Origin of the sequence: Roseburia sp. AM16-25, from assembly GCF_003473825.1 — a bacterium.
GTDB classification, from domain to species: Bacteria; Bacillota; Clostridia; order Lachnospirales; family Lachnospiraceae; genus Pararoseburia; species Pararoseburia lenta.
Genome location: NZ_QUCW01000004.1, coordinates 162,743 through 189,716 on the forward strand (window position 1 = coordinate 162,743; position 26,974 = coordinate 189,716).

Sequence of the window (26,974 nt, forward strand, 5' to 3'; positions counted from 1 at the left end):
TTACCGTTTTATGATCATTTTGCAAATTTTACTTGGGCAGGGCTTTCCTGATCGAATAAAATTCGGATCTGTCCTGCATCCATAGTGATATAAATATCATCTTTTCCCATCACATCTTCCAAGCGCTCCAAGGTCTCCTTGCCGGGATGTCCGTAAGAGTTATTCTTTCCACAGGAGATCAAGGCAATCTTCGGAGCCAAGGCATCCAAAAAGTCCTCGCCACTGGAATACTTCGAGCCATGGTGCGCCACTTTTAAAAAGACCAACGTCCCATTCTCTTCAAGCGCGCTTTGAACCTCTGCCACCAAAGACGCTTCCTGGTCCATGGCTATATCTCCGGTAAAAAGTCCTTGAAAATCTCCACAGGTCAATAAAAGACAAAGGCTCATGGCATTGCAATCCGCGGCAAAATCCCTGCTGATCGCCTGAGTCGGTCCGACACATTGCAGTCTCAGGTCTCCGCTGATCAGCCGATCTCCCACTTCCATATAAAGGATCTGGCTTCCCTGCTTTTTTGCCGTCTGTATCAGTTTCTCCATGGCATCCCCATCTTCCACCCCCTCCTTTTGCGCCTTAGCAAAGACCAGGTGCTCGATCTCATAACCCCTCTCCAGACACTCCTGCAAGCCGTTGATATGATCCAGATCCGTATGGGACACAAACCAGTAGTCTATCTTGCGGATGCCATGGTATTTTAAGAAAGGCAGGATCCGATACGTGCCGACCTTGGTCACATCCGTACTTCCCCCATCTATAAAAAAATGATCGCCGGCACTACTTTGCAGATAAATGCCATCCCCCTGTCCAACATCCAGCATGACCATCTGATTCTGCGTCTTTTTGGGACAGAACAAAAATACAAGTCCAATCAGTCCGCAAAGCAGAGCCTGCCCATATCTGCGCCCCACTTTTTCCTTCTTCTTTTCCTTCGTCCTGCCATTTTTACCCTTGAGCAAAAAAAGTCCCAGATATAAAAGCCCATAATAGAGAAAGATCCTTCCCCATGCCGGAGCGCCCACGATCTGTCTTGCCCCCGGCAGACGCAGGGTCAGATCTGCCATCCATTCGTAAAAATACAGGAGCACATGACAGATCGTAAGGATCTTGCCCGCCAGCCCCTGCCAAAAAAGACCTACCAACCCACCGATCAGTCCACAGCCCAGCAAAAGCCCCAGCAAAGGAAGTAGTACCAGATTTAAAAAGATACTGTATAGCGGGATTTCATAATAAAACCTTGCCACAAGCGGCAGGGTAAACAACTGTAGCCCCAGTGAAAAGACAAAAGCATCCACTGCCTTCCCTTTTACCACTTCCACCAGAGGTGATGCAAAGGAAATAACACCAAGTACAGCCACAAAAGAAAAGATAACCCCAGTATTTTTCATACAAAGCGGATCTTGCACGACCAGAACAATCCCTGCCAGCATGAGGGCATTGCCCGAATCATAGACCTCCCCCAAGACATTTGCCAGAAGATAGATCCCATACATAAAAACAGCACGTTTGGTCGAACTTCCCATACCGCAAAGGATGCCATAGGAGACCACCAGGCTCCCCGCAAGGATACCGGCGGTAAAGAAGCCTGTGCCCCTGCGTCGTAAGAAATTATAGATTGCCATGCCAACGACCGAGATATGCAGACCTGATATGGCTAAAATATGCGACAGTCCTGCCATCTGATATAAAGACTTGACCTCGGCATCCAGTCCGTCACGCTCCCCCAATGCCAGCGTTTTCATGACACCGCTCTCCTCGCCCGGCAGCCAGTTTTCATACGAGCGCGCCATATTTCCACGCAGATCATATAAGACCTGCCGCAGACAAAAACGCGGGACTATGCTTTTTATTTTTGCTGTCTCTTCCAACTTTGCGGCGATCCCACTACTCTCATAATAGGACAATTCATCAAAATTGCCGTCATTACGCGCCTGTCGAAATGCCTGTATCCTTGCCTTTCCTATATAAATGCTTCCTATGATTTCATCATCCGATCCCGGATAAAGAATAACTGATGAGCAAGTCATCTGCTCTTTTTGATCCCGCAGGATGACATCCCGCAGATAATAGATTGGCTGATCCGCCTTTTTCTCTTTCTTGTAGATCTCCCCTTGAAATTCGATCTCTTTTGCATCTGCCAAGAAATCCTGAATGTTCTTCTGCCTTTCTACTGCCCTCATGCCCCAGATGCTTCCCAAAAGAAATGCCATACACCAAAACAGCATCCGCCTCTTTCGCATGTTTACCGGCAAATATGGTCTAAGCCCCAGCAAAAGCCACAGAACATAGACCGCAAAAGCCGGACACCAGTAAAGGCTGTCATATATTTTCCATCCAACCCCAAGGAGAAATGCCATGCCGATCTGGCATAGATTTCTTCTTAACATGATCCCCTTAGTCTCCTTCTTTCATCAGGTCACGCTCTACCGCCTGCATGACCATAGATGTATCTCTTTCATAAGATGTTCCCAGTGAAAATTCCAGAGTAGAATCCGATGTGCTCTGCGCACCGTCTACCAGGATCTGCACCTTATTGATGTTATCCAGTTCCGTCAAAGAATTGACGATCGCATACAAGACAACATTGCTGTTGATCCCGGTTGGCGTCTTTAAAAATGCCGAATCCAGATTGACATAGCAGACACCGTCTGTCACCGTTACATTTAAGATCTTTGTCCCGGATGGAAAAACGGACTTAGCATCATCCGAATCCGGTCCCTTGAGCAAATAATCCATAATCAGGCGCTCTCTGGCTACATTCTTATTGTAATAAACATCCTTTTCCTGCTTGACCAAAGACTGCCCATCTGCACTGGCAAAGTACAATGTCAGTTTTGTCTTTTCCAGGCTTCCGGTCTCTGCACCGTAGTCATTGATAAAAGTATCATCATTCATACTGCCGACCAGCGAGCCGTTGGCATCCAGAAGCGGATCTTCGCCAACATAAAAGGCAACACTGTCGATTCCCTTGATCTGTACCAAAGTCTTTACAATGGCTGCCCGCATCAGAACCTCCGTATAACCGGTCAATTCCTCATATTCCCGGTCAAAATACAGACTGAGCAGTCCATTATCCAGAACACGGTCTGTGATCTTGATACTGTCTGAGATCGTCTTGCGATAGTCGACACTGTCCGGATCTGTGGCAAGTGCCTGTAAGGCTTCATCGATCATAGCATCCGTCTTTGTCGCATCCATATGATAACCGACAGCACCGATCCCATCTCCCAAGGCATTGATATAATAGATCTTCATATTCTCTTTTTCTTTGGATCCGCCACATCCCGTCAGCAGACCACATAGCATAACGAGCGCCATGAGACACCCGATCCCTCTTTTTTTCATAGAAGTGTGCTCCTCATCACATTGCTTCCTGCCTTAATCATGTACCATCTTATGCTGTTTTCTGTTTTTATGGCTTCCGGCACTATTCTGTGGGCTGATATAGTTCAGCGGAATACGCACATCAAACATGGTTCCCTCACCCAGGACGCTATGTACCTTGATATCGCCATTGTGCATGGTGATGGCATTTTTCGTGATGGCAAGTCCCAGACCAGTACCACCGATCTCTCTGGAATGTGACTTATCCACACGGTAAAATCTTTCAAAAATAAAGTCCAGACTCTCCTGTGGGATTCCCATACCGGAATCCTCGACCTTAATGTAGCAATACTGATGGTCTGCATTCAAGGACACATGCACCCAGCCTCCCTCCTGGTTGTACTTGATCCCGTTTTCGACCAGATTGGTGATTGCAAGGGATATCTTGACTTCATCCACCTCAGCCGCAACCGGACGGAAACTCTCAAAAACGACCTCGACCTGCTGCTTTTCCGCGATCGGTCGTAAGCGTTTTAAGATCAGTTCAATCAACTCATTCATATTGACAGCGGACACATTCAAAGATGCCGCTGCACGATCCATCTTGACCAGACTTAAAAGATCATTGATGATCTTGGTCTCGCGGTCGATCTCCTCGCCGATATCTGCCATAAATTCCCGGTAGAGTTCCACCGGCACATTATCCTGTCCGTTCAAGGAATCTGCCAGCACTTTCATGGAAGTCAGCGGTGTCTTTAATTCATGTGACACATTGGATACAAATTCCTGTCGGGACTCATCCACCACCTTCATTCGGGCGATCAGGCTGTTTAATTTTTTGGAAACCTCAGCCGACTCCGTATAATCATCTACGGCGATCTCCTCTCCGTTATCGCTGCCCTTTTCCCTTGCCTCAATGGCTGTACCAAGTTTTCTAAAAGGTCTGGTAAAGCGGCCGGAAAAAAGAATCGCCAGTGCGATCACGACCACATATAAGACCAAGAGGGTAATGATGGCTACCGACTGGAAATATTCCAGATTGGTCGTGATATAAGTCATGGACTTATTCATCACCAGTACCCCTAAGACTTCATTATCATCCTTGCTCGTAGATAAAATGGGTATGGCTACTACCAGATAAGCATTTTCCTTATCATAATAGGATGCCGTCTTGCCGGTAAATGCCGTGATGACATCCGACCAGACGATCGTCTTGCCCTCGTCCACCCCATAGGTATCCTTGATGACATTTAAGGAAGAATTTACGATCATCATTCTACCGGAATAGGTCAAAGACAAGGCACTCAGTTGCTCATCTACATTTTTGGAATCTTTTTCATTCAGATAGCCGCTCGACATGATCTGCTTACCTAAGATCTGTCCATTGGCAACCATGTCCGTCACGTCGCTCTCCACGGAGCGTCTCACATATAAACTGGAAAAAAGCACAGAAAACAGCGTAGCAGGCAGGATCCCCACCAAAAGGACCACCACTACAATATGTGCCCTAAGACTTTTGATCATTTCTTTGAGTTTCTGTTTTTTCATGTCCTACCTCTAAACCTGCTGATAGTAGTAGCCTACCCCCCACTTGGTGTGCACATACTTTGGTTCACTGGCATTTGGCTCGATCTTCTCACGCAGACGCCGGATATGCACATCCACGGTACGCGCATCTCCCGGATAGTCCTCGCCCCAGATAGCACGGAGCAACTCATCCCTGCTGTAGACCTTGCCCGGATTGGTCACTAAAAGTAAGAGCATATCAAATTCTTTGGAGGTCACATTGATCTCCTGATCTAAAATAAAAAGACGACGGTTTTCTGTATTGATGGTAAAATCTCCGCTTTTGATCTCTGTGATCTTTTGTTCCTTGACGACCTGTGGTGTCGTTCTGCGCATGATGGCCTTGATACGCGCCTTGACCTCTAAGATATTGAAAGGCTTGGTGATATAATCATCTGCACCATACTCTAAGCCTAAGATCTTATCCATATCATCCCCTTTTGCCGTCAGCATAACGATCGGCATATTGGAAAATTCACGGATACGCTGGCAGACTTCAAATCCATCCATCTTTGGCAGCATCACATCCAAAAGTATCATATCGTATGGTGTTGCCATGGCTTTATCCAGCGCTTCCTGTCCATCATAGGCACAATCCACTTCCATGCCGTCCTGCTCCAGACTAAAGCGGATCCCCTTTACGATCAATTTTTCATCATCCACCACTAATACTTTTTTTGCCATTTTTCAAAACCTCAATTCACTGTAATTGCATCTGCGATCTTTTGATAGGTCGCATCACCGATCCCGGATACTGCTTTTAGATCTTCCACTGCCGCAAAGGCTCCGTGCTCCTGCCGATAGGCGACAATGCTTTCTGCCCTGGTCTGTCCGATTCCCTTTAAACTTGTCAGTTCCTCCGTGGAAGCCGTATTGATGTTGACCTTTCCATCCGATGTCGAAGAACTTTCCTCTGTCGGTGCCAGCCCCTCTGCCGCTTCCTCTTTGGTATAGACATGGATCTTCTGCCCATCCGAAAGCCGCTCCGCCTGATTCAAAGAGACATCATACGCCTCCGGCAGCAGACCGCCCGCAGCCTCGATCAGTTCATACACGCGGCTGTCTGCAGGAAAAGTGTAAACACCGGGATCTGCCACTGCCCCACTGATCTGCACATAGATCTCTGTCTTTTTCTCTGTCTCTTCTGTTGTGTCCGCGGAATCCGTCGCATCTTCTGATGTGTCCTCACTAGAAAGATCAGACTGCTTTTCTAAATAAGATGTAGACTTGCAAGCCGTACATCCTAGCAAGATAAGAACTACAATACCAAGTAGTATGATTTGTTTTTTCACTTTACACTCCTTTCAAACAATAAGAAAAGGGAGCAGCAATGTCTGCTACCCCCTCTGGATCGCTGAAAGGAAACATGAATGCTATGCAAATCATTTTATCCAAAAGCGTCAATTATTACAAGAGTTTTACGAAATTATGTCACAAACCCCGGTCAAAATTTCTACCATATGATCGATATCTTCTTTTTCGATGACCAGTGGCGGCAAAAGTCGCAAGACATTCCCACCTGCGGAGAGCACGATCAGCCCTGCCTCCAGTGCCTTTGTCACAATAGAACCAACCGGGATACGCGCATCGATCACAATGCCCTGCATGAGTCCCATGCCACGTCTGCCTGTCATAAAGTCATATTTTGCGACCAGACCATCCAATGCCTTTTCAAAATATGGCGTCAGTTCTTTGACATGGTCAGTAATATGGCGGTTTTCCATCATATCCAGTGTCTTATCAACTGCCGCACATACCAGCGGATTGCCTCCGTAAGTTGTACCATGGTCGCCCGGTACCAAAGAGTGCTCTGCCACGCGGTCGGTGAGTGCAAAGGCGCCGACCGGCACGCCTGCTCCAAGTGCTTTTGCGCAGGTCATGATGTCCGGCTTTACACCGTATTTCTGCCATGCAAACATGTAGCCTGTCCTGCCCATGCCGCACTGGATCTCGTCTAAGATCAATAAGATATCATGCGCATCACACAGATCCCGGACACCCTGTAAAAAGTCCGCTTCTGCCGGATACAGACCACCCTCGCCCTGCACAGTCTCCATGATAATGGCACAAGTCTTGTCCGTGATCTGTGCCTTGACACTATCCAGATCGTTAAAATTGGCAAAACGCACGCCATCCATCAGCGGTAAAAATGGTTCTCTGTAGTGCTCCGTACCGGTCACAGACAAGGATCCCACTGTCCTGCCGTGGAAAGAATGTTCCATGGCAATGATCTCATGTCCGGCAAATCCATCGCGCAGATAAGCATATTTCTTGGCAGTCTTAATGGCTCCTTCGATCGCCTCAGCACCACTGTTGGTAAAGAACACCTTATCCATGCCGGATACCTGACAAAGTTTTTTGGCTGCCGAGATCATTGGCGGATGATAGTAGAGGTTGGAGGTATGGGTAATCTTGTCGATCTGATCCATGAGTGCCTGTTTGTATTCGCCGTCATTGTAACCAAATGCCATAACGCCGATCCCGGATGCAAAATCCAGATATTCCTTGCCATCCGTATCATAGATATGCACACCGTTCCCCTTTTCAAATACGACCGGGAACCGATTGTAGACATGGAACAAAGATTCTTCTGCTGTAGCAATATATTCTTCTTTATTCATGATTAAACTTTTTCTCCTTATCATCTAAAATAGCCGTTCCGATTCCCTTATTGGTAAAGATCTCCAAAAGCAGGCAGTGTGCGATACGCCCGTCCAGAATATGTACCCGGGAAACCCCTTTTTCGATCGCTTCCATACAGTTATTCAGTTTTGGCAGCATACCGCCACCGATAAAGCCGTCTGCGATCAGTTCTCTTGCTTCGGATACGGTCAATTCTGAGATCAGCGTTGATTTGTCCGCAGGATCTTTATAGACACCCTCGATATCCGTCAAGAATGCCAGTTTTTCTGCCTGTACTGCCTGCGCAATGGCACAAGCCGCATCATCCGCATTGATATTGTAAGTCTCATAATTGGCATCCATACCGATCGGGCAGACGATCGGGAGAAAATCGCGTTCCAGAAGATCCTCTAAGATCTTTGGATTGACTTCTGTGATCTCACCTACATAGCCGATATCCTGACCGTCGGAATATTTCTTTTCTACACGCAGCAGTCCGCCATCCTTGCCACTGATACCGATGGCATTGACCCCCAGTTCCTCGACCATCTGTACTAAAGACTTGTTGACCTTATTTAAGACCATCTCTGCGATCTCCATGGTCGCAGCATCCGTCTTGCGGAGTCCGTTGACAAATTCCGGCTGCATGCCTGTTTTTTCAACCCAGCGGCTGATCTCCTTACCGCCGCCATGTACGATGATTGGCTTAAATCCGACCAGTTTTAAAAGTGTCACATCCTGAATAACATGTTTTTTTAATTCTTCGTCGATCATGGCACTTCCGCCATACTTTACAACAATGATCTTTCGGTTAAAACGCTGGATGTAAGGCAAAGCCTCGATCAGAACCTGTGCCTTTTCCATGACTTCCTGCATATTTTTTTCTTCCACTTTTGTATCCTCCTTATCGCGGATCTATGACATTCTTCATTAAGAACGATAATCGGCATTGATCTTGACATAATCATAGGTCAGGTCGCATCCCCAGGCAGTTGCCTCGGCATCCCCCTGTTTCATATCGCAGATGGCTGTCACAGCATCTGCCGTCAAGATCTTTGTGGCTTCTTCCTCACTGTAACCGGTTGCCACACCGTTTTCTATGATCTTTAATCTGCCATTGCTGCTCTCAAAGTAGAGATCTACCTTTTCCGGATCAAAGTCCACACCGGCATAACCCAGCGCGCAAAGGATCCTGCCCCAGTTGGCATCATGACCGTAGATCGCTGCCTTGGTCAGACTGGATGTAACGACAGATTTGGCGAGGGTCACTGCCTCTGCCTTGCTGGAAGCATTTATGACCTTGACCTCGAATAAGGCGGTCGCGCCTTCACCATCGCCCGCCATCATCTTGGCAAGTGTCTTGTTGACTTCAAAAAGAACTTCTACAAAAGCCTGATAATCAGCATTTTTCTCCGTAATCTCAGTATTGCCTGCCATACCATTAGCAAGCACCAGACAGGTATCATTGGTGGAAGTATCGCCATCCACAGAGATCATATTGTAAGTGTCGTCCACAACGCTGCTGAGTGCCTCCTGCAAAAGTTCGTGGGAGATTGCCAGATCCGTTGTGATAAAAGCAAGCATGGTACACATATTAGGATGGATCATACCGCTTCCCTTGCTCATACCGCCGACCGTCACGATCTTTCCGTCCACCGTAAAGGTCACTGCCGCTTCCTTCTTGTGGGTATCGGTCGTCATGATGGCTTGTGCGGCTGCGGCTGCTGCCTGCCGCGTGTCCTCTAACTTAGGCACCATTGCCCCAATGCCCGCGCGCAGACGATCCATAGGCAGCTGCATGCCGATCACACCGGTCGATGCGACTAAGACTGCCTGACTCGGGATCCCAAGTGCAGATCCTGCCGCGTCAGCCGTCTCCTTACAATAGCCCATGCCTTCCTGTCCGGTACAGGCATTGGCGATCCCGGCATTCATGACTACCGCCTGAACGAAAGGACTCTCCCCTACCACCTGCTGATCCCATTTGACCGGTGCAGCCTTTACCACATTGCGGGTAAAAGTACCTGCTGCAACCGCCGGCACCTTGCTATAGATCATAGCCATGTCGTCTCTGCCCTGATATTTGATCCCGGCTGCGGTGTGCGCTGCCAGAAAGCCCTTTGCTGCGGTAACTCCGCCATCTATCTTTTCCATCTTTGCCACTCCTTTATTTGTTAAATCGTGTTATATTTTCTTCATTTAAAATAAAATCATATACATTCAGGTCCTGGCGCAATTTCCAGCCTTCCTCATTCCAGAAGGCATTGCCAAGGGCATTGTCCTTAAATGCCACCAGAGAGATCTTATTGATGCCCTCCTCCTGCAGACGCCGCATACAGGTCGTTGCCATGGCTTTTCCGATGCCGTGCTTGCGGTAGCCCTCTGCCACGCAGACATGATAGAAGCATCCCTGTCTGCCATCGTGCCCGCAAAGAATGGAACCCACGATCCTGCCATCTGCCTCAGCCACGATACTGGTGGTCGGATTTCGCTTGATAAAACGTAAAACGCCTTCCTTGGAATCATCTATACTGCGAATGGCAAATCCGTTGATCTGCATCCACAGCGCATGCACCTCAGCAAAATCTCCTTCTTCCATAGTGCGGAGTTGCACTCCTTCCGGCAATCGAAAATCCTTATTCTGTCTCATTTTTTCTGTCAATCTTTTCTTCTCCTGATCTACTATCACATTTTTACGGAAACATAGGAACCAGTTCCAATCCTTCCTGCTCTTTAAAGCCAAACAAAAGATTCATATTCTGTACGGCTTGTCCTGCTGCGCCCTTGACCAGATTGTCCAGTGCGCCCATAAGGATCACGCGGTGCGTTCTCGGATCCACTTTCAGGCAGACATCCACAAAATTAGAACCTTCTACCCACTTGGTCTCCGGTGTCATGCCAGCCTCTAAAACACGCACAAAATATTCCTTATCATAATACTTGTGATAAACATCCAGCAGCATGTCCTCGGTCGGATAGTCAACATGCCCATCTGGGTAAGCCACCTTTTTTAAGGAAGCGTATGCCGTTACCAAGATGCCACGGTTCATAGGCACAAGATGCGGTGTAAAGGAAATGGTCACGTCCTCCCCACAGGCATAGCCCAACTGTTCCTCGATCTCCGGGGTATGGCGGTGTGTCGCTACACCGTATGCCTTCATATTCTCATTGACTTCACAGAAAAGGTTTTGTACCTTTGCCCCTCTGCCCGCGCCGGATGTACCGGACTTAGCATCTACGATCAGGGTGTGATGATCGATCAGTCCCTCTTTGACAAATGGATAGGTCGTCAGAATAGAACAGGTCGTATAACAGCCCGGATTGGCTACCAGACGCACACCCTGCATCTTGTCGCGATTGATCTCACACAGACCGTAAACCGCTTCCTCTATAAACTGTGGGCTCTTATGTGTGATACCATACCACTTTTCATAAGTAGCGACATCTTTGATGCGGTAGTCCGCGCTCAGATCTATGATCTTAACCTGACTCAGGATCTCCTCTGTCAATATGGATGCCAGATAACCCTGCGGTGTTGCCGTAAAGATCACATCCACCTGTCTTGCCAGTTCCTGCAGATTATCGTCCAGACAGGTTGCATCCACAATATCAAACATATTACGATAGACATGTGCATATTTCTCGTCCACATAAGAACGGGAACCATACCACACAATCTCTACTTCTTTATGTCCTAGCAAAAGGCGGACCAGTTCACCGCCTGCATAACCGGTTGCTCCAATAATTCCTGCTTTTATCATCTTTCGCCCTCTTTTCTTAATCGAAAAATCTCTTTTTTCATATTAGTACATTCTCCCCTGTTCGTAAAGAGGAAAATGTAAGTTTTTGACAATTTTAATGAATATTTATGCACCACGTTTTTTATTCTTTGTTTAGTTTGTGAGTTTTTGTACATTGCCATGTTTATTTATTCTTTTAAAATGTATATTTTTACACTTGCACTGCCAAAGTATTTGTTGTATATTATTTCTAGGTCTGATGTAAGAGAAAAGACGATATTTCAGATACAAATTGCACGATCGCGTGCCTATCAATAAGGAGGAACATTTCATTATGAAAGAAAAAGTAGTATTAGCCTACTCAGGCGGGCTGGACACCACAGCCATTATCCCATGGCTCAAGGAGAATTACGGATACGATGTCGTATGTTGCTGTATCGACTGCGGTCAGGGCGAAGAATTGGACGGATTGGAAGAACGTGCCAGATTATCCGGTGCTTCCAAGTTATATATCGAAGATATCACGGATGAATTTTGTGATGATTATATCATTCCTTGTGTGCAGGCAGGTGCGGTTTATGAGAATAAATATCTGCTCGGTACTTCCATGGCTCGTCCGGGCATCGCAAAGAAATTAGTGGAAGTTGCCCGCAAAGAGGGAGCCGTTGCCATCTGTCACGGTGCTACCGGTAAGGGAAATGACCAGATCCGTTTTGAACTCGGTATCAAGGCTCTTGCCCCTGACATCAAGGTTATCGCTCCTTGGCGTGATGACAAGTGGAAGATGGATTCCCGCGAATCCGAGATTGAATACTGCAAGGCTCACGGCATTGATCTTCCATTCTCTACCGACCAGTCTTACAGCCGTGACCGTAACTTATGGCATATCAGTCACGAAGGTCTGGAACTCGAAGATCCTTCTTTAGAGCCAAATTACGATCATATGTTAGTTCTGGGCGTTACACCACAGAAGGCTCCTGACCAGGGCGAATATGTTACTATGACTTTTGAAAAGGGTATTCCTACTTCTGTCAATGGTAAAAAGATGAAAGTTTCCGACATCATCCGTGAATTGAACCGCCTGGGCGGCAAACATGGTATCGGTATCGTAGATATCGTAGAAAACCGTGTTGTTGGTATGAAGAGCCGTGGCGTATATGAAACACCGGGCGGAACCATCCTCATGGAAGCACATTCTCAGTTAGAGGAACTGGTACTTGACCGTGCTACCATGGAAGTCAAGAAAGACATGGGCAACAAATTAGCACAGGTCGTTTACGAAGGTAAATGGTTTACCCCACTGCGCGAAGCCATCCAGGCTTTCGTTACTTCTACCCAGGAATACGTAACAGGCGAAGTCAAGTTCCAGTTATACAAGGGCAACATCATCAAAGCCGGTACTACTTCTCCATACTCACTCTACAGTGAGTCACTTGCAAGTTTCACGACCGGAGATCTCTACGATCACCATGATGCTGAAGGCTTTATCACACTCTTTGGTCTTCCGCTCAAGGTTCGTGCTATGAAGATGCAGGAATTAGAAAAGAATAAGGCAAAATAACCTAAAAGGTGCCTATGATAAGAATACCCATCACAGTAAAAACAAACTGTGATGGGTATTTTTAATGATTACATTTTATTTTTAACAGGCAGGCATTTACCATGGGTGATGCCATTTTCGTTAAAAGCATCAATGCGCACATAATACTGTGACATCTGCGAAACTAATGCACGTATGGTTTTTTCCTTATCTCCAAAAACCCGATAACTGTGATACAATTTATCTTTTTCATGTCCCCAGAGAATCTCATACCCAACTGCACTCCCCTTCCATGCCAGATTCATATCTGTGCCGCTTATTCTCTCCGCCGTTACATCCGTAACCGGCGCCGGGGCTTGCCCATCACCAAGTCCAAAAATACGGATCCCTGCCATGCAGGCACTCGGTTCATGTGGCTGACTTACGACCGTAACCCGGATAAATCTATACATAATTCCCTGCTCCCATACCAAAAAATCGTGTGGCAAACTTGTTGTTACCTGTTCTTTATCTGCCAGTGTCTCCCAGTTTTTTCCATCTTCTGAGCCCTCTAACAGATAATTGATCGGATCCAGTTCATCTTCAATATATCGACTTCCCTTGATACGCTCGGTCAACTCCTCCGGATTCTCTTTCTCCATCCTCTCTTGCGGCATGTCCACTTCCTTATGATCATCCATAAAATTAAGTTGGATAGCATGAATATCCATTGCTTTCCCCAGATCAACCATAATCCACGGTTGGCTGTCTTCATCCAAGGCTTTCCACCAAGTCTGACAATTTTCGTCAACCACATTGGCGGCAGATTTTCCTGCTTCTTTCTGACTCGATGCTTTAACCTGTTTTCCATAGGATAAAAGCATCCAATCCGGTTCTCTCCACGGATCTTGCTCCTTATTTTCATCCAGAAGAATCGGCCAATCTCCGTAACGTTGATTGCAGAAAAGTTCTCCATCCCTATCAAATCCTGCCGGCCAGAGGCCAAGACGTCGTTCAAATTCATGATTGCAGGAAATGCGCATCGTTGCTGTATGCCACCAATTATTTTTTAGATCCTGCATTGTTGATCCATGTCCTGCTCCCGGCATAAACCCTCCCGGGCTATATGAATACGGATTGTTTTTTGCCAAGGTAAAAGGTCCCAATGGGTGGTCTGCTTCATAAACTCCATCCGGGTAAATATTGTACTCTGTTCCTGCTGCTGCATATTGCAGATAGTATTTCCCCTGATATTTGGTCATCCACGCCCCTTCCATATTCGGTGTTGGACCTAATAAGCGTTCCATAAAAAGGCGTCTTTCCTCTGGCAAAAGTTCTATCAGTTCATATACGTCTGCTACCTCACTCGGATTTTTCCCAAACTGTGCACTCAACCCCTGAATAAGCATTTGCTCAAATGCCATATCTCTCCGCTTCTGTTCATTATGATCCTCTCCCACACGTTCATAGCCATAATCATTCTTATGATTATCAAATAAAGCCATCGGCTGGCCAATCTGTTTCATAGTCTTTGGATCAAGTTCCACACCGTAAATCGGTTCCACAGAGGAACATCCCCAGTAAAAATAGACACGTCCGTCATCATCCACAAAGAGATTCGGATCCCAAAAATCAAAAGTCCCCTCTATTTTTTCAAAGACACCTGATTCCGGATCTTTTGTCCGGTAAAAATCACAATTGGCATCTCTGCGGGATGCACTGAAATACAAGTATTCCCCCATCACGCGCACATCCGGGGCATAATCATAAACCGGTAATCCCTGCAATTTTTTCACTTGCCAATTTACCATATCCTCGCTGACTAAATATCCTTTTGTCATGGATGGAAACATATAGTATTTTCCATGAAATACTACCAGTGACGGATCTGCCGCCTCTCTATAAATGACCGCCCGATCGTCTTTTTTTACATACTGATAGCGATAGGGTATATTGATCGGATTGCAATAATACATCCTTTTCTCCTCCTCTTTTTACCTTTTATTCCAGAAGCATTATGTATAGTTCCAAGATGATATCCATTGTACTTGTAAAGGAGTCTAAGGAATAGAAGATAACTCTTGAAAAACAGTAAAGTTCTATGCTATTATCCAAATTATCATTGAATTATCTTTTTATCAAAAAGGAGTGCGCAAAAAAATGTATCTGGATTCCCTACTAGAGGATATTTTTTCTACCCATAACAATTTTTATGATGTAACAAAGGAGAATTTTCCACAGAATTATAAGATGGATGACTTTTATGCAGAACTTCGTTTTATTAACGAGCGCAATGCGTCAGAACAACGTCTGCATCAGGCGATCGTGGAAGGGAATGCCGCAAAAGCCAAGCATGAACTCCGTTTAACAAAGCAGACGCTCCAACATAGTGATGGACATATTTGTTCTATTCCCATTTCCCCACTGCGTCAGTTTAAAGATTCTGCCCTTTCAATGAATACACTTTTCCGCAAGGATATTGAGCAAAATTATGTACCCAATATCTACATCAATCACTACGCCTCACGCTTTACCTATCTAATCGAGATAGCAGGTAGTTTTGATGAAGTCGGACAGATCATTGAAAAAATGATTGATACCTATTGTATGCTATCCAACACATTTTCCCTTGCTGCCTACACCAGACCAATTCAAGATTGTATCCTCTATTTAGAACTGCACATGAATGAAGAAATTTCCGTAGAACATCTTGCAAAAGAATTGTCGTTGACACCAAACTACCTTTCTACGCTCTTTAAAAAAGAAGTAGGAAAGACAATAACCCAATATCTGCTCTGCCGTCGTATCTCTGAAGCCTGTTTGCTCCTGCGTTGCACGACATCCAGTATTGCTGATATTGCAGCCTCTGTTGGCATCAACGACTCTAATTACTTTACAAAATTATTTAAAAAACAAATGTATATGACACCTATGCAATATAGAAAAAGACACAGATAATCAACGTTCATGCCGCTCAGGGATCAGCCCTGTGCGATAGGCTTCCAAAAGCCCTTGCAAATCCGCAACATTTTCTTTTAATTCCCGCCCGATATCCGTATCTGCCACGCGCTTGCGCTTCAAGACCTGCTGGACCAGAATACGGTCGGAATGGATATCACTTCCCTGCTCTACTGCCTTGGCTACCGATGTAAAAGGCTCATGGGCTGCCAAGACCAGTCCATAGGAATTGTAGATCAGTGTATATCCGGCAATACCGGTCTTTGGCTGATAGGCTTTAGACAGACCACCGTCAATGATGAGCAGTTTGCCGTTACATTTGACCGGCGATTCTCCCGCCTTTGCCTCGACCGGGATGTGTCCGTTAATAATGTGGGCATCTGCGCCCGACAAACCAAATTCCTTTAAGACGGCATCTGCCATCTTTTCATCATTGAGCATCTGATAGTATGGGTTCTTCGGCTCTACATGCAAGGCTTTGTCTGCCACGAAATAGCGTTCAAAGGTCGCCATCTTTTCCTTGCCGAATACCGGTGAATCCGGATTCTCCCACAAATACCAGAGGATCGCCTGCCCGCGTATTCTTTCCCTGTCGTCCGTCGCATAATAGCCTTTCCTGGCATAGGAATCCAATACATCATACAGGGCTCTGCCCGTATAAGTCTTTCCGAATAAGCGGACCGGTAAGAACTTGCCATCCTTGGTCAGCGGAATACAGCCATGATACAAAAGGTTGCCATTGTAGACCTTGTAAAGGCTTCCATGAGAGTACAAAAACTGTATGTGCTGCTGCAATTTCTCGCAATGCATAAAGGATTGCTGGATCTGGTCGATCACTTCCTGTTCCTGCTCGGTCAAAAGATATGGATGCTCAGGATCTAATGTCGGAAAATGCTTATCCTTCATCGGATAAGAAATGCCATCGATCGTCACACTGCCCTGGGAAAGATCGATCTTATCCAGCAGCAGACGGTCTTCCATGCCAAAATCCGGATGGGATAAGATCATCTGTCCCTCGATCTTAAACTGCATGAGGGTAATTGCCTTGTGCATCTTTTCTTCCAGACTGGTATCTAAGGTCAGATGCTTCGCCTGGTCTAAATTCTGATAAGCACTCTGCTCACGGAAACAGAGACATGGATCATCCCCATAATATTCCATCGCCAGTTTGGCAAGCGGCAAAAGATTGATGCCATAGCCCTCCTCCAAGGTCGCCAGATTGCCGTAGCGCGCCGCAATACGGATGACATTGCAAATGCAAGGTCTGCTTCCTGCCGCTGCTCCCATCCACAGGATGTCATGATTGCCCCACTGGATATCCACGGAATGATGGTTCATAAGAGAATCCAGGATCAGGTGTGGGCTTGGTCCCCTGTCATAAATATCACCCACCACATGCAGATGATCGACGACCATACGGCGGATCAGGTCTGCACATGCCACGATCATCTCTCTTGCCCTGCCTGTCGTGATGACCGAATGGATGATCTCATTGTAATAAGCCTCCTGGTCTGCCTCATCCGGTCTGCCGCTCATCAACTCCTCGATCACATAGGCAAAATCCGTCGGCATTGCTTTTCGTACCTTGGAACGCGTGTACTTGGATGCCGCACTCCGGCAGAGCAGGATCATACGGTGGATGGTCACCTGATACCATTCCTCGATGTCCTTTTCCTTGGCCTCCACCTGCTCTAACTTTTCCCGCGGATAATAGATAAGCGCTGCCAGTTCCTTTTTTTCTTCCATGCGCAGTGTCGGTCCGAATACATCATCGATCTTTCTTCGGATCGCCCCGGATGCATTACGCAGGATGTGACGGAATTGTAAATATTCGCCATGCACATCGGTGATAAAATGCTCTGTCCCCTTTGGCAGATTTAGGATTGCCTGTAAGTTGATGATCTCCGTTGCCGCAGACGCGACATTCGGATACTGCTTTGCTAAACCCTTGTAAAAACGAATTTCCTGCTCCATCTTCTCCTCTTAACTTCCAAACCGGACAGAAAAACTCTGCCCGGTCTTATACTAATTTGCCTTTGCCTTCAAGTCTGCTACGATCTGTTCCTTTAACTCCAGACACTTATCCTTCATGCGCTTGGATGTGCCGGAAGATGTGATCAGACGACTGATCAGTTTGGACGCAATGTCATAATCTTTATAGTGGACTGCCATGTTTGCCAGAATATAATCGACCGTATTGGCATCCATACCATTGTAAGGCGGCATCTCTGTGCTGGTCACTTTCATAAAGCCATCGTATGCCTGACGGTAAAATCCCTCATATTCTTTCTGGCAGTTTTCGATACGTTTCTTATTCATCGGCGTATCATCCGGTATGGTCTTAATCTCGGCACGGCGCAGCCACGCGATGTTTAAGCATATGTATGCCTTCTCACTCAGTTTTGCCTTTTTTGCCATAGCGGAAACCAGCGCCAGTTTGTACTTTTCTACCGCATAATCATAGGTGTAGACTTCCATCTTTGGCTCTTCGACCGGCTTAAAATTGGCTGAGATCTGCTCACGGATCCATTTGCGCTGTGTCGGTGACAAATGTTCAAAATTTCGGCGCAGGGCTGCATATCCGCAGGACGGGCAGGCACATACACCGTACTTTAAGGTATCGACATACTCATGGTTTGGACGAAGATCCGCATCCGGTTCCTTTCTCTTGACCTTGGAACTCTTTACCCCTTTGACAACAAATTCCTTGTCGCAGATCGGGCACTTCATCTTGTGATCCAAAAGGAAATCCTTTTCAGTCAATTCTACCACTTCTGCCTTTGCCTTTTCGGTCTGTTTCTTTTTCGCCTCGCTGCCATCATTTAAGATGTCTAACTCGCCATCGCCTTTCAGGCCAAATTTCTCTAATCCAGATAATAAATTCATTATTTCACACTTTCTGCTAAAACCAACTTAGGCTGTCGGCAATTTGTAGGAAGACTTCAAAGATACGATCCGGTTGAATACCAGATGCTCCTTGGAAGAATCCTTTGCATCTACGCAGAAGAAGCCCTGACGTACAAACTGGAAACTGTCATACGCCTCTGCCTCTGCGATGGATGGCTCCACATAACAATTCTCCAAAACCGTCAGAGAATTTGGATTTAAGTTGAGGCTACCATCCTCATTGTAAACGCCGGCTTCCTCATCTACGATATTCTCATAGAGGCGGATGGTTGCCGGAACGGCTGTCTCGCAGGATACCCAGTGGATAGTGCCCTTTACCTTTCGTCCATCCGGGCTGTTACCGCCTCTGGATGCCGGATCATAGGTACAATGGATCTCTGTGATATTGCCATTTTCGTCCTTTTCAAAAGAATTACAGGTCACGAAGTAAGCATTCATCAGGCGCACTTCATTGCCCGGGAACATACGGAAATACTTGCGTGGCGGTTCTTCCATAAAATCATTGCGCTCAATATAGATCTCTCTGGAAAATGGTACCTGACGGGTGCCAAGTTCCGGATTTTCCAGGTTATTCGGTGCTTCCAGATACTCGATCTGTCCTTCCGGATAATTGTCGATCACAACCTTGATTGGATCAAGCACTGCCATCACACGGCTCTTTTTGTTCTTTAAGTCCTCACGGATACAATACTCAAGCATGGCATAATCTACAGAAGAATTGCTCTTTGACACGCCACAGAGTTCTACGAACTTTGCAATGGACTCCGGTGTGAAGCCACGGCGGCGCAGGGCTGCAATGGATACCAGACGCGGATCATCCCAGCCGTCTACGATGCCTTCTTCTACCAGACGCTTGATGTAACGCTTGCCGGTAACGACATTGGTCAGATACATCTTGGCAAATTCGATCTGTCTTGGCGGATGTGCAAAACCGACCTCACGAACGACCCAGTCATAGAGTGGTCTGTGGTCTTCAAATTCCAGTGTGCAGATAGAATGTGTGATGCCCTCGATCGCATCCTCGATCGGATGTGCGAAATCATACATAGGATAAATGCACCACTTATCACCGGTGTTGTGATGATGCATATGTGCCACACGGTAGAGAATCGGATCTCTCATATTGATATTCGGTGATGTCATATCGATCTTGGCACGCAGTACCATGGAGCCGTCCTCGTATTTGCCGTTTTTCATATCTTCAAAGATCTGTAAATTTTCTTCGATGCTACGGCCTGCATTCGGATCTTCCTTGCCAGGCTCTGTCAAAGTACCGCGGTACTCACGGATCTGGTCTGCATTTAAGTCAGAGCAGTATGCCCTGCCCTTTTTGATCAGAGTAATAGCTGCTTCATACATCTGGTCAAAATAGTTGGATGCAAAATACAGATGGTCGCCCCAGTCTGCGCCCAGCCACTGAATATCTTTTTTGATGGACTCTACAAATTCCTCACGTTCCTTGGTTGGGTTGGTGTCGTCAAAACGCATGTGAAATTCGCCATTGTATTTTTTTGCCAGACCATAGTTTAACAGGATGGACTTGGCATGACCGATATGCAGATAACCATTTGGCTCCGGCGGGAAACGGGTACATACGGTGTCGTAAACCCCCTCTGCCAGGTCCTTGTCGATCTCCATCTCGATAAAATTCTTTGATACTACTTCTTTTTCGTTCTCCATTGATCTATTCCTCTCCATCTGTGGACTTATCCACTTATATTCCTCTTTGGTATTGCCTACTGGATGTGTTTGTGTGTAAACAGATGATCCTGACAATATTCATAATTGCCGTTGCATTTTGAGCAGAAACGGAATTCCAGTTCCGGGTTTGTCAGTTCTGTCCTGCCGCATACCGCACACTTGTGTCTTGCGATCGGTGCGCCGCTCCTGTCTCTCCTTGGTCCTGCACCGGCTGCCGCCTTGCGCTTATATTCCTGCTTGCGGTGGATCTCACGCGGATCCACACGTCTGTAATTGCGGGATGACAGATAAAAGATCAGGAAGTTGAGCAGGGAGCAGATGATCGCCACACGACCTGACCAGGAGGATCCCACCAGACTGATCGCGATCATAACGGCATAAACCACTGCCATCCACTTCATCTTGATCGGAATGATAAAGTACAAAAGCACTTCCATATCCGGGAAGCATACGGCAAATGCTAAAAAGATCGACAGATTGATGTACTGCATACTAAAATAACCGCCAACACCTGCTACCGGACTGCCGGTCACCGCACCGTAAATAAAATACAAAACAAAAGCACCGATCAGAGTCGCAAGCATGCCTCCAATGATATAGGCATTAAAGCGAAATGTCCCCCATGCATTCTCCAGCGCCGTTCCCAACTGATAATACAAAAGGAGCATGATCGCAAAGAACAGGATATTGGGAGTCTCCGGGATCATGATCCAGGTAAAGATACGCCAGATCTGGAACTTATGGATAATATAATAAGGCTCTAAGGTCATATAGGTCAGAAAGTTTACACTGGTAATGCGGCTTCCCAACATCAAAAAATACCCCAGCACATAGCCCCCGATCAAATAACGCATCAGATTCGGAATGGCATATTTACCCAGAGCACGTTCTAACTTATTTAGCATAAAAGTATTCTCCTCACTCTCGCAATATCTTAAGAAATGGTATAGTCACCGACGATATTGCATAATTATTTTAATTATAGGGTGCTTCCCACTTTTTGTCAACGAATCCGCTTCTTGTTTTTTGTCGATTTGTGTCGTATAATAACTCTGTTTGTTTTCTATATAATAAATAGGAAAAGACAGACTTCAATCTATGGGATTAACGGGAGTAAACAGTTATCATATAAGTTTTTAGAAAGGGTTTACATCATTATGAATGAAAAATTGTACAAGTTAGGAATCGACATCGGTTCTACAACCGTCAAAATTGCAATCCTTGATGAGCAGGACAATCTTATCTTTTCTGATTACGAACGCCATTTTGCCAACATTCAGGAAACCTTAAGTAACCTGTTACATAAAGCATTTGACAGCACCGGCGAGATCATGGTATCTCCGATGATCACCGGTTCCGGCGGTCTGACACTTGCCAAGCATCTGGGCATTGATTTTGTCCAGGAGGTTATCGCAGTCTCTACTGCCCTGACCCACTATGCACCACAGACAGACGTTGCCATTGAACTTGGTGGTGAGGATGCCAAGATCATCTACTTTGAAAACGGTAACGTAGAACAGCGTATGAACGGTATCTGTGCCGGTGGTACCGGTTCCTTTATCGACCAGATGGCTTCTCTGATCCAGACAGATGCCTCCGGTCTGAACGAATATGCCAAGAATTACAAGGCGATCTACCCGATCGCAGCCAGATGTGGTGTATTTGCCAAGACAGATATCCAGCCCCTCATCAACGAAGGAGCCACCAAGGAAGACCTGTCTGCCTCCATTTTCCAGGCGGTTGTCAACCAGACCATTTCCGGTCTTGCCTGCGGTAAGCCGATCCGCGGTCATGTTGCCTTTTTAGGAGGTCCTTTGCATTTCCTGGATCAGTTAAAAATGACCTTCATCCGTACCTTAAATCTGGATGATGAGCATGCCATCACACCGGAGAACTCACATCTGTTCGCCGCGATCGGTTCAGCCCTTAATTATAAGGAAGAAAAGCAGTTTGCCATCACCGATATTATGGCAAAATTGTCTTCCAATATTCATATGGAATTTGAAGTAGCCCGCATGGAGCCGCTCTTTGCCTCAGAAGAAGAATACGATGCCTTTATCAAGCGCCACGGCAACAACCATGTCCGTACCGCTGACCTTGCCTCTTACCACGGCAACTGCTATCTGGGTATCGATGCCGGTTCGACCACGACCAAGATTGCACTGGTAGATGAGGACGGCTCACTACTCTACTCTTTCTACAGCAACAACAACGGCAGCCCGCTTGCTACCGCCATCGGTGCCATCAAAGACATCTACAGCAAGTTGCCGGAGGATGCCCACATCGTTCATTCCTGCTCCACAGGATACGGCGAGGCACTCTTAAAGTCCGCACTCATGCTTGACGAGGGCGAAGTCGAGACCGTGGCACACTACTATGCTGCTGCCTTCTTTAACCCGGAGGTCGATTGTATCTTAGACATCGGCGGACAGGATATGAAATGCATCAAGATCAAGAACCAGACCGTTGACAGCGTGCAGTTGAATGAGGCATGTTCTTCCGGTTGCGGATCCTTTATCGAGACTTTTGCAAAATCTTTGAACTTTACCGTTGCGGATTTTGCTAAGGAAGCCTTGTTTGCCAAGAATCCGATTGATCTTGGTACAAGATGTACGGTATTTATGAACTCCAAGGTAAAGCAGGCGCAAAAGGAAGGTGCGACCGTGGCTGATATTTCTGCCGGTCTTGCTTATTCCGTGATCAAAAATGCCCTCTTTAAGGTTATCAAACTCTCCGATCCGAAAGAACTCGGAGAACACGTTGTCGTACAGGGCGGTACTTTTTACAATGACGCCGTGCTTCGTTCTTTCGAGCGCATTTCCGGCTGCCAGGCAGTAAGACCTGACATCGCCGGTATCATGGGTGCTTTCGGTTGTGCCCTGATTGCCAGAGAACGCCACGAAGAAGACTATCAGACCACTATGCTGACCATTGACCAGATCAATGAACTGACCTATACGACCAAACTTGCCCGTTGTCAGGGATGCACCAACCACTGTCTTTTGACCATCAACCGTTTCTCCGGCAACCGCAGTTACATTACCGGTAACCGTTGTGAAAAGGGTCTGGGCAAGGAAAAGAACAAAGAAAATATTCCGAACCTTTTTGAATACAAGAACAAGCGTATCTTTGATTACGAACCACTGCCAAGAGAAGAAGCAAAACGTGGCACGGTCGGACTTCCGAGAGTTTTGAATATGTACGAAAACTACCCATTCTGGGCAACTTTCTTTAAAAAACTCGGATTTTCCGTTGTCTTATCTCCTTCTTCTTCCAGAAAGATCTATGAGATGGGCATTGAATCCATTCCAAGTGAATCCGAATGTTATCCTGCTAAGTTGGCACACGGACATATCCAGTGGCTCATTGATGAGGGCAATGTAGACTTTATCTTCTATCCGGCACTCTTCTATGAAAGAAACGAGTTCCCGGATGCCGGTAACCACTACAACTGTCCGATCGTTACCTCTTATTCGGAAAACATCAAGAATAATGTGGACGAGATCACTTCCGGCAAGGTGCGTTTTATCAATCCTTTCATGTCCTTTGGCAGCGAGGAGAAGGCAAGCCTGACACTGGTCAAATGCTTCAAGGAAGAATTTGACATCCCAGAATCCGAAGTGCGCGAGGCTGTCACCGATGCCTGGAAAGAGCAGGAAGTGACCCGTCTGGAAATGATGAAAAAGGGTGAAGAAGTCCTCAAATATATGAAGGAAACCGGTAGACGCGGTATCGTTCTGGCAGGTCGTCCATACCATGTCGATCCTGAGATCAACCATGGTATCCCGGAACTGATCAACTCTTACGGCATCTGTGTTTTGACCGAGGATTCTGTGTCACATCTGGGTAATCTGGAGCGTCCGATCCTGGTTATGGATCAGTGGATGTATCATTCCAGACTTTACTCTGCCGCCAACTTTGTCAAGACCAGAGACGATCTGGATATGATCCAACTCAACTCTTTCGGCTGCGGTGTCGATGCCGTAACAACCGATATGGTCAGTGATATTTTGACAGGCTCCGGCAAGATCTATACCTGCTTAAAGATCGATGAAGTAAATAACTTGGGTGCTGCAAGGATCCGTATCCGCTCTCTCCTCTCTGCCATCCGTGTCAGAGAAAAGAAAGCCGAAAAGCGCGAGATCAAACCGGCAAACTTTGAGCGTGTCATCTTTACCGAGGAAATGCGCAAGGATTACACCATCATCTGTCCGCAAATGTCGCCGATCCATTTTGAACTTTTGGAACCAGCATTTGTTGCCGCAGGATACCATTTATCCATCCCACAGATCTCTGCCAGAGAATGTGTAGATGTCGGTCTGAAATATGTAAATAACGATGCCTGCTATCCGTCTCTGATCGTTGTCGGTCAGATCATGGCTGCCATTGCTTCCGGCAATTACGACATGAACAAGACAGCAATCCTCATCACCCAGACCGGTGGCGGATGCCGTGCGACCAACTATATCGCCTTTATCCGTCGTGCCCTTGCCAAGGCAGGTTACCCGGATGTTCCGGTCGTATCCTTAAATATGGTCGGATTGGAAAAGAATCCGGGATTTAAGATCACACCGGCTCTGATCCAGCATGGCCTATACGCCTTGGAATTTGGCGACATCTTCCTGCGCTGCTTATACCGCATGCGTCCATATGAAGTGACACCGGGTTCTGCCAATGCCCTGCATGAAAAATGGAAAGAGCGCGTCATTGCCTTTGTAACCCAGGACGGCTTCCTTTCCCATCGCAAGTACAAGCAGATGTGCCGCCAGATCATCCGCGATTTCGACTGTCTGCCGATCACAGATGAGAAGAAACCGCGTGTCGGCGTTGTCGGCGAAATTCTGGTAAAATACCATCCGGCAGCCAACAATGACGTAGTAACGCTTTTGGAATCTGAAGGTGCAGAAGCCGTTGTACCGGATCTGACAGACTTCCTGCTCTACTGCTGCTACAACCAGATCTACAAGGCAGACAATCTGGGCGAGTCCAAAAAGACAGCCCGCCTCAATAAGATGCTCATCCGTTTCTTTGAATGGATGCGAAAAGATGCCAGAGACGAACTGGCAAAGAGCAAGCACTTTGAACCGACCTGCTATATCGAAGACACAGCCAAAAATGCTGAGTCCATCGTATCCATTGGTAACCAGACCGGTGAAGGCTGGTTCTTAACCGGTGAAATGTTAGAACTCATGCATCAGGGCGTGCCGAATATCATTTGTGCCCAGCCGTTTGCATGTCTGCCAAACCACATTGTCGGAAAGGGTGTTATCAAAGAATTGCGCCACGAATATCCAAAGGCAAATATCGTTGCCATTGACTATGATCCGGGCGCATCGGAAGTAAACCAGCTCAACCGTATCAAACTTATGCTTTCTACGGCGCACAAGAACTTAAAAAAAGAAATTGCTTCCAAATAAACTTACATAAAAGCAGGTCAGCCTCACAAGAGACTGACCTGTTTTTTTAATAGCGGTTATGCACTTTTTCCGCAAAACATAAGACATCTTTTATATGAAGATGCGTGCCGTCATCTAAGACCGCCACGCCGCTCATTTTGCCAAAGACCTGGTGCTGATCGGAGACGATCAGTTTGTAGTCCATACAGGCACTGCGGTCAAGAATTGGCATAAACTCCATCTCAAAGCGTCCATCGCTGGAAGAAAAAGTCCAAGGCTTGCAATAATCGTCCTGTGGGATGTGGAAGGTCACATCATCGATCTTGTGTGCCACGCCATCATAAAAGATGACATTTTCAGTCGCCGCCTTGGTATTGCCAAATCCGTAGCCGATATTGAAGCCAAAGGCATGCCCATCTAAGTCACAGTTGCCGGATCCCCAATACCAGGTATTGTCATAAGTCCAGACTCCCCTGCCCCAATCCAGCGTTCCAAAATGCCTTGCCGGATCAAAGACATAGCGTTTGCCGTCATAGTCTGCCCAGCCGCTCGCCCGCATACAGTTGATCTTTTGATTGTAGTAAAAATGTCCGTCCTTATCCCAAGGGGTCGCAATGACCATGGTATCCATGTCCGGTTCTTCCAAGACAATATCACAGGAAAAAGGCTTCTTCTGATAAAAGTCTGCAAAATTGCCCCGGATATGCCGCACCCGCTTGCCCTCTATTTCTTCCAGACAATAAGATAATTGCAGCCTGCCCTTATCATAGACAATATCTCCGGCGGAAGAATTGCCCGGCAAGTGAAACTTTCCCATAGGAAAAGCATCCAAAATGGTCTCTGTGTGCTCCCAAGGATGCTCTCCCAATTCCAGCAAAGATACCGACTGTAAGCCCACATAGCCATCATCCGATAGGGTAAATGCCACGGCACATGCATCCCCTACCACCAGATAATAGTCCCATTCCTTGATACGGAACCTGGCTGCCTTGATCTTTGTCCGGTCATAGACCTGCAACTGTCTTCTCGACCAGCCCGGCTCTGCGATGTTTCCCCTGGCATCTAAGAGCGGCTGTCTTTTTGTCACTTCATGATTTCTTTCTGCCATAATCTGATCCCCCTGTTTTTATGCACATCCATGAAAAACTTCTCTTACTTTCATCATAATACGCATTTCTTTTCTGTCAATATAAAAAAAGACCGGATACAGACCTTTCTCTGTATCCGGTACATTTTTATTTTAT

Annotated in this window: 19 protein-coding genes; 3 read left to right on the forward strand and 16 right to left on the reverse strand. The window is 46.6% G+C overall.

The window, feature by feature from the left end:
• Positions 1-14: 14 nt before the first annotated feature.
• The 10 genes from DW183_RS10875 to argC all read right to left on the reverse strand — a co-directional run bounded on the left by DW183_RS10875 (position 15) and on the right by argC (position 11,270).
• Positions 15-2,384, reverse strand: coding sequence for a DNA internalization-related competence protein ComEC/Rec2 (locus tag DW183_RS10875; RefSeq protein ID WP_118282027.1), 2,370 nt, complete (start codon positions 2,382-2,384; stop codon positions 15-17).
• Between the two features lie 7 nt (positions 2,385-2,391).
• Positions 2,392-3,342: a GerMN domain-containing protein gene (locus tag DW183_RS10880; RefSeq protein WP_118282028.1), complete on the reverse strand. Its 951-nt coding sequence runs from the start codon at positions 3,340-3,342 to the stop codon at positions 2,392-2,394.
• Positions 3,343-3,375: 33 nt separating this feature from the next.
• Positions 3,376-4,869 carry a sensor histidine kinase gene (locus tag DW183_RS10885; RefSeq protein WP_118282029.1) on the reverse strand — a complete coding sequence of 498 codons (1,494 nt, stop codon included), beginning with the start codon at positions 4,867-4,869 and terminating at the stop codon, positions 3,376-3,378.
• Positions 4,870-4,878: 9 nt separating this feature from the next.
• A complete protein-coding gene (locus DW183_RS10890) occupies positions 4,879-5,571 on the reverse strand; it encodes a response regulator transcription factor (RefSeq protein WP_118282030.1) in 693 nt (230 codons plus the stop codon).
• An 11-nt stretch (positions 5,572-5,582) separates the two neighbouring features.
• Entirely contained in the window at positions 5,583-6,179 is a 597-nt protein-coding gene (locus DW183_RS10895; protein ID WP_118282031.1) for a helix-hairpin-helix domain-containing protein, read from the reverse strand.
• Positions 6,180-6,305: 126 nt separating this feature from the next.
• Complete coding sequence (locus tag DW183_RS10900) at positions 6,306-7,508, reverse strand: aspartate aminotransferase family protein (RefSeq protein WP_118282032.1); 1,203 nt, start codon at positions 7,506-7,508, stop codon at positions 6,306-6,308.
• On the reverse strand, positions 7,501-8,400 hold the full coding sequence (argB, locus tag DW183_RS10905; RefSeq protein ID WP_118282033.1) for an acetylglutamate kinase: 900 nt from the start codon (positions 8,398-8,400) through the stop codon (positions 7,501-7,503). Before argB ends, DW183_RS10900 begins: the two co-directional genes overlap by 8 nt.
• Positions 8,401-8,439: 39 nt before the next feature.
• Positions 8,440-9,663: a bifunctional glutamate N-acetyltransferase/amino-acid acetyltransferase ArgJ gene (gene argJ / locus DW183_RS10910; protein ID WP_118282034.1), complete on the reverse strand. Its 1,224-nt coding sequence runs from the start codon at positions 9,661-9,663 to the stop codon at positions 8,440-8,442.
• Between the two features lie 13 nt (positions 9,664-9,676).
• A complete protein-coding gene (locus tag DW183_RS10915; protein WP_243069570.1) occupies positions 9,677-10,108 on the reverse strand; it encodes a GNAT family N-acetyltransferase in 432 nt (143 codons plus the stop codon).
• 94 nt (positions 10,109-10,202) lie between these two features.
• On the reverse strand, positions 10,203-11,270 hold the full coding sequence (gene argC, locus DW183_RS10920; RefSeq protein WP_118282035.1) for an N-acetyl-gamma-glutamyl-phosphate reductase: 1,068 nt from the start codon (positions 11,268-11,270) through the stop codon (positions 10,203-10,205).
• 313 nt (positions 11,271-11,583) lie between these two features.
• Here argC and DW183_RS10925 point away from each other — a divergent pair, with 313 nt between their 5' ends.
• The gene (locus DW183_RS10925) at positions 11,584-12,810 is read left to right on the forward strand and encodes an argininosuccinate synthase (protein ID WP_118282036.1); all 1,227 of its coding nucleotides are present in this window, start codon (positions 11,584-11,586) and stop codon (positions 12,808-12,810) included.
• Positions 12,811-12,878: 68 nt separating this feature from the next.
• Here DW183_RS10925 and DW183_RS10930 read toward each other — a convergent pair whose 3' ends face one another.
• On the reverse strand, positions 12,879-14,744 hold the full coding sequence (locus DW183_RS10930; RefSeq protein ID WP_118282037.1) for a family 43 glycosylhydrolase: 1,866 nt from the start codon (positions 14,742-14,744) through the stop codon (positions 12,879-12,881).
• 184 nt (positions 14,745-14,928) lie between these two features.
• Here DW183_RS10930 and DW183_RS10935 point away from each other — a divergent pair, with 184 nt between their 5' ends.
• Positions 14,929-15,726 carry a helix-turn-helix domain-containing protein gene (locus DW183_RS10935; RefSeq protein WP_118282038.1) on the forward strand — a complete coding sequence of 266 codons (798 nt, stop codon included), beginning with the start codon at positions 14,929-14,931 and terminating at the stop codon, positions 15,724-15,726.
• On the opposite strand, the gene DW183_RS10940 is transcribed toward DW183_RS10935, so the two are convergent.
• The 4 genes from DW183_RS10940 to DW183_RS10955 are packed head-to-tail and all read right to left on the reverse strand — an operon-like array spanning position 15,727 to position 21,239.
• Positions 15,727-17,700, reverse strand: coding sequence for a fructose-1,6-bisphosphatase (locus tag DW183_RS10940; protein WP_118282039.1), 1,974 nt, complete (start codon positions 17,698-17,700; stop codon positions 15,727-15,729).
• A gap of 51 nt (positions 17,701-17,751) precedes the next feature.
• The gene (locus DW183_RS10945) at positions 17,752-18,612 is read right to left on the reverse strand and encodes a DUF2225 domain-containing protein (protein WP_118282040.1); all 861 of its coding nucleotides are present in this window, start codon (positions 18,610-18,612) and stop codon (positions 17,752-17,754) included.
• 27 nt (positions 18,613-18,639) lie between these two features.
• Positions 18,640-20,313 carry a glutamine--tRNA ligase/YqeY domain fusion protein gene (locus DW183_RS10950; RefSeq protein ID WP_118282041.1) on the reverse strand — a complete coding sequence of 558 codons (1,674 nt, stop codon included), beginning with the start codon at positions 20,311-20,313 and terminating at the stop codon, positions 18,640-18,642.
• Positions 20,314-20,369: 56 nt separating this feature from the next.
• Positions 20,370-21,239, reverse strand: a complete 870-nt coding sequence (locus DW183_RS10955; protein ID WP_118282042.1) for a hypothetical protein — start codon at positions 21,237-21,239, stop codon at positions 20,370-20,372.
• Between the two features lie 252 nt (positions 21,240-21,491).
• Between DW183_RS10955 and DW183_RS10960 the strand changes: the two genes are divergently transcribed.
• Positions 21,492-25,751: a 2-hydroxyacyl-CoA dehydratase gene (locus tag DW183_RS10960; protein WP_118282043.1), complete on the forward strand. Its 4,260-nt coding sequence runs from the start codon at positions 21,492-21,494 to the stop codon at positions 25,749-25,751.
• A gap of 46 nt (positions 25,752-25,797) precedes the next feature.
• On the opposite strand, the gene DW183_RS10965 is transcribed toward DW183_RS10960, so the two are convergent.
• Positions 25,798-26,838, reverse strand: coding sequence for a DUF2804 domain-containing protein (locus DW183_RS10965; protein ID WP_118282044.1), 1,041 nt, complete (start codon positions 26,836-26,838; stop codon positions 25,798-25,800).
• Between the last annotated feature and the right edge of the window lie 136 nt (positions 26,839-26,974).

Excerpts from the sequence above, each read along its gene's own strand:
- DW183_RS10925 (WP_118282036.1), top strand. The coding sequence starts at position 11,584 with ATGAAAGAAAAAGTAGTATTAGCCTACTCAGGCGGGCTGGACACCACA.
- DW183_RS10945 (WP_118282040.1), bottom strand. The coding sequence starts at position 18,612 with ATGAATTTATTATCTGGATTAGAGAAATTTGGCCTGAAAGGCGATGGC.
- argJ (WP_118282034.1), bottom strand. The coding sequence starts at position 9,663 with ATGGAAAAGATAGATGGCGGAGTTACCGCAGCAAAGGGCTTTCTGGCA.
- argC (WP_118282035.1), bottom strand. The coding sequence starts at position 11,270 with ATGATAAAAGCAGGAATTATTGGAGCAACCGGTTATGCAGGCGGTGAA.
- DW183_RS10890 (WP_118282030.1), bottom strand. The coding sequence starts at position 5,571 with ATGGCAAAAAAAGTATTAGTGGTGGATGATGAAAAATTGATCGTAAAG.
- DW183_RS10965 (WP_118282044.1), bottom strand. The coding sequence starts at position 26,838 with ATGGCAGAAAGAAATCATGAAGTGACAAAAAGACAGCCGCTCTTAGAT.
- DW183_RS10960 (WP_118282043.1), top strand. The coding sequence starts at position 21,492 with ATGAATGAAAAATTGTACAAGTTAGGAATCGACATCGGTTCTACAACC.
- DW183_RS10950 (WP_118282041.1), bottom strand. The coding sequence starts at position 20,313 with ATGGAGAACGAAAAAGAAGTAGTATCAAAGAATTTTATCGAGATGGAG.
- DW183_RS10880 (WP_118282028.1), bottom strand. The coding sequence starts at position 3,342 with ATGAAAAAAAGAGGGATCGGGTGTCTCATGGCGCTCGTTATGCTATGT.
- DW183_RS10900 (WP_118282032.1), bottom strand. The coding sequence starts at position 7,508 with ATGAATAAAGAAGAATATATTGCTACAGCAGAAGAATCTTTGTTCCAT.
- DW183_RS10935 (WP_118282038.1), top strand. The coding sequence starts at position 14,929 with ATGTATCTGGATTCCCTACTAGAGGATATTTTTTCTACCCATAACAAT.
- DW183_RS10930 (WP_118282037.1), bottom strand. The coding sequence starts at position 14,744 with ATGTATTATTGCAATCCGATCAATATACCCTATCGCTATCAGTATGTA.
- DW183_RS10915 (WP_243069570.1), bottom strand. The coding sequence starts at position 10,108 with ATGGAAGAAGGAGATTTTGCTGAGGTGCATGCGCTGTGGATGCAGATC.
- DW183_RS10955 (WP_118282042.1), bottom strand. The coding sequence starts at position 21,239 with ATGCTAAATAAGTTAGAACGTGCTCTGGGTAAATATGCCATTCCGAAT.
- DW183_RS10940 (WP_118282039.1), bottom strand. The coding sequence starts at position 17,700 with ATGGAGCAGGAAATTCGTTTTTACAAGGGTTTAGCAAAGCAGTATCCG.
- DW183_RS10875 (WP_118282027.1), bottom strand. The coding sequence starts at position 2,384 with ATGTTAAGAAGAAATCTATGCCAGATCGGCATGGCATTTCTCCTTGGG.
- DW183_RS10885 (WP_118282029.1), bottom strand. The coding sequence starts at position 4,869 with ATGAAAAAACAGAAACTCAAAGAAATGATCAAAAGTCTTAGGGCACAT.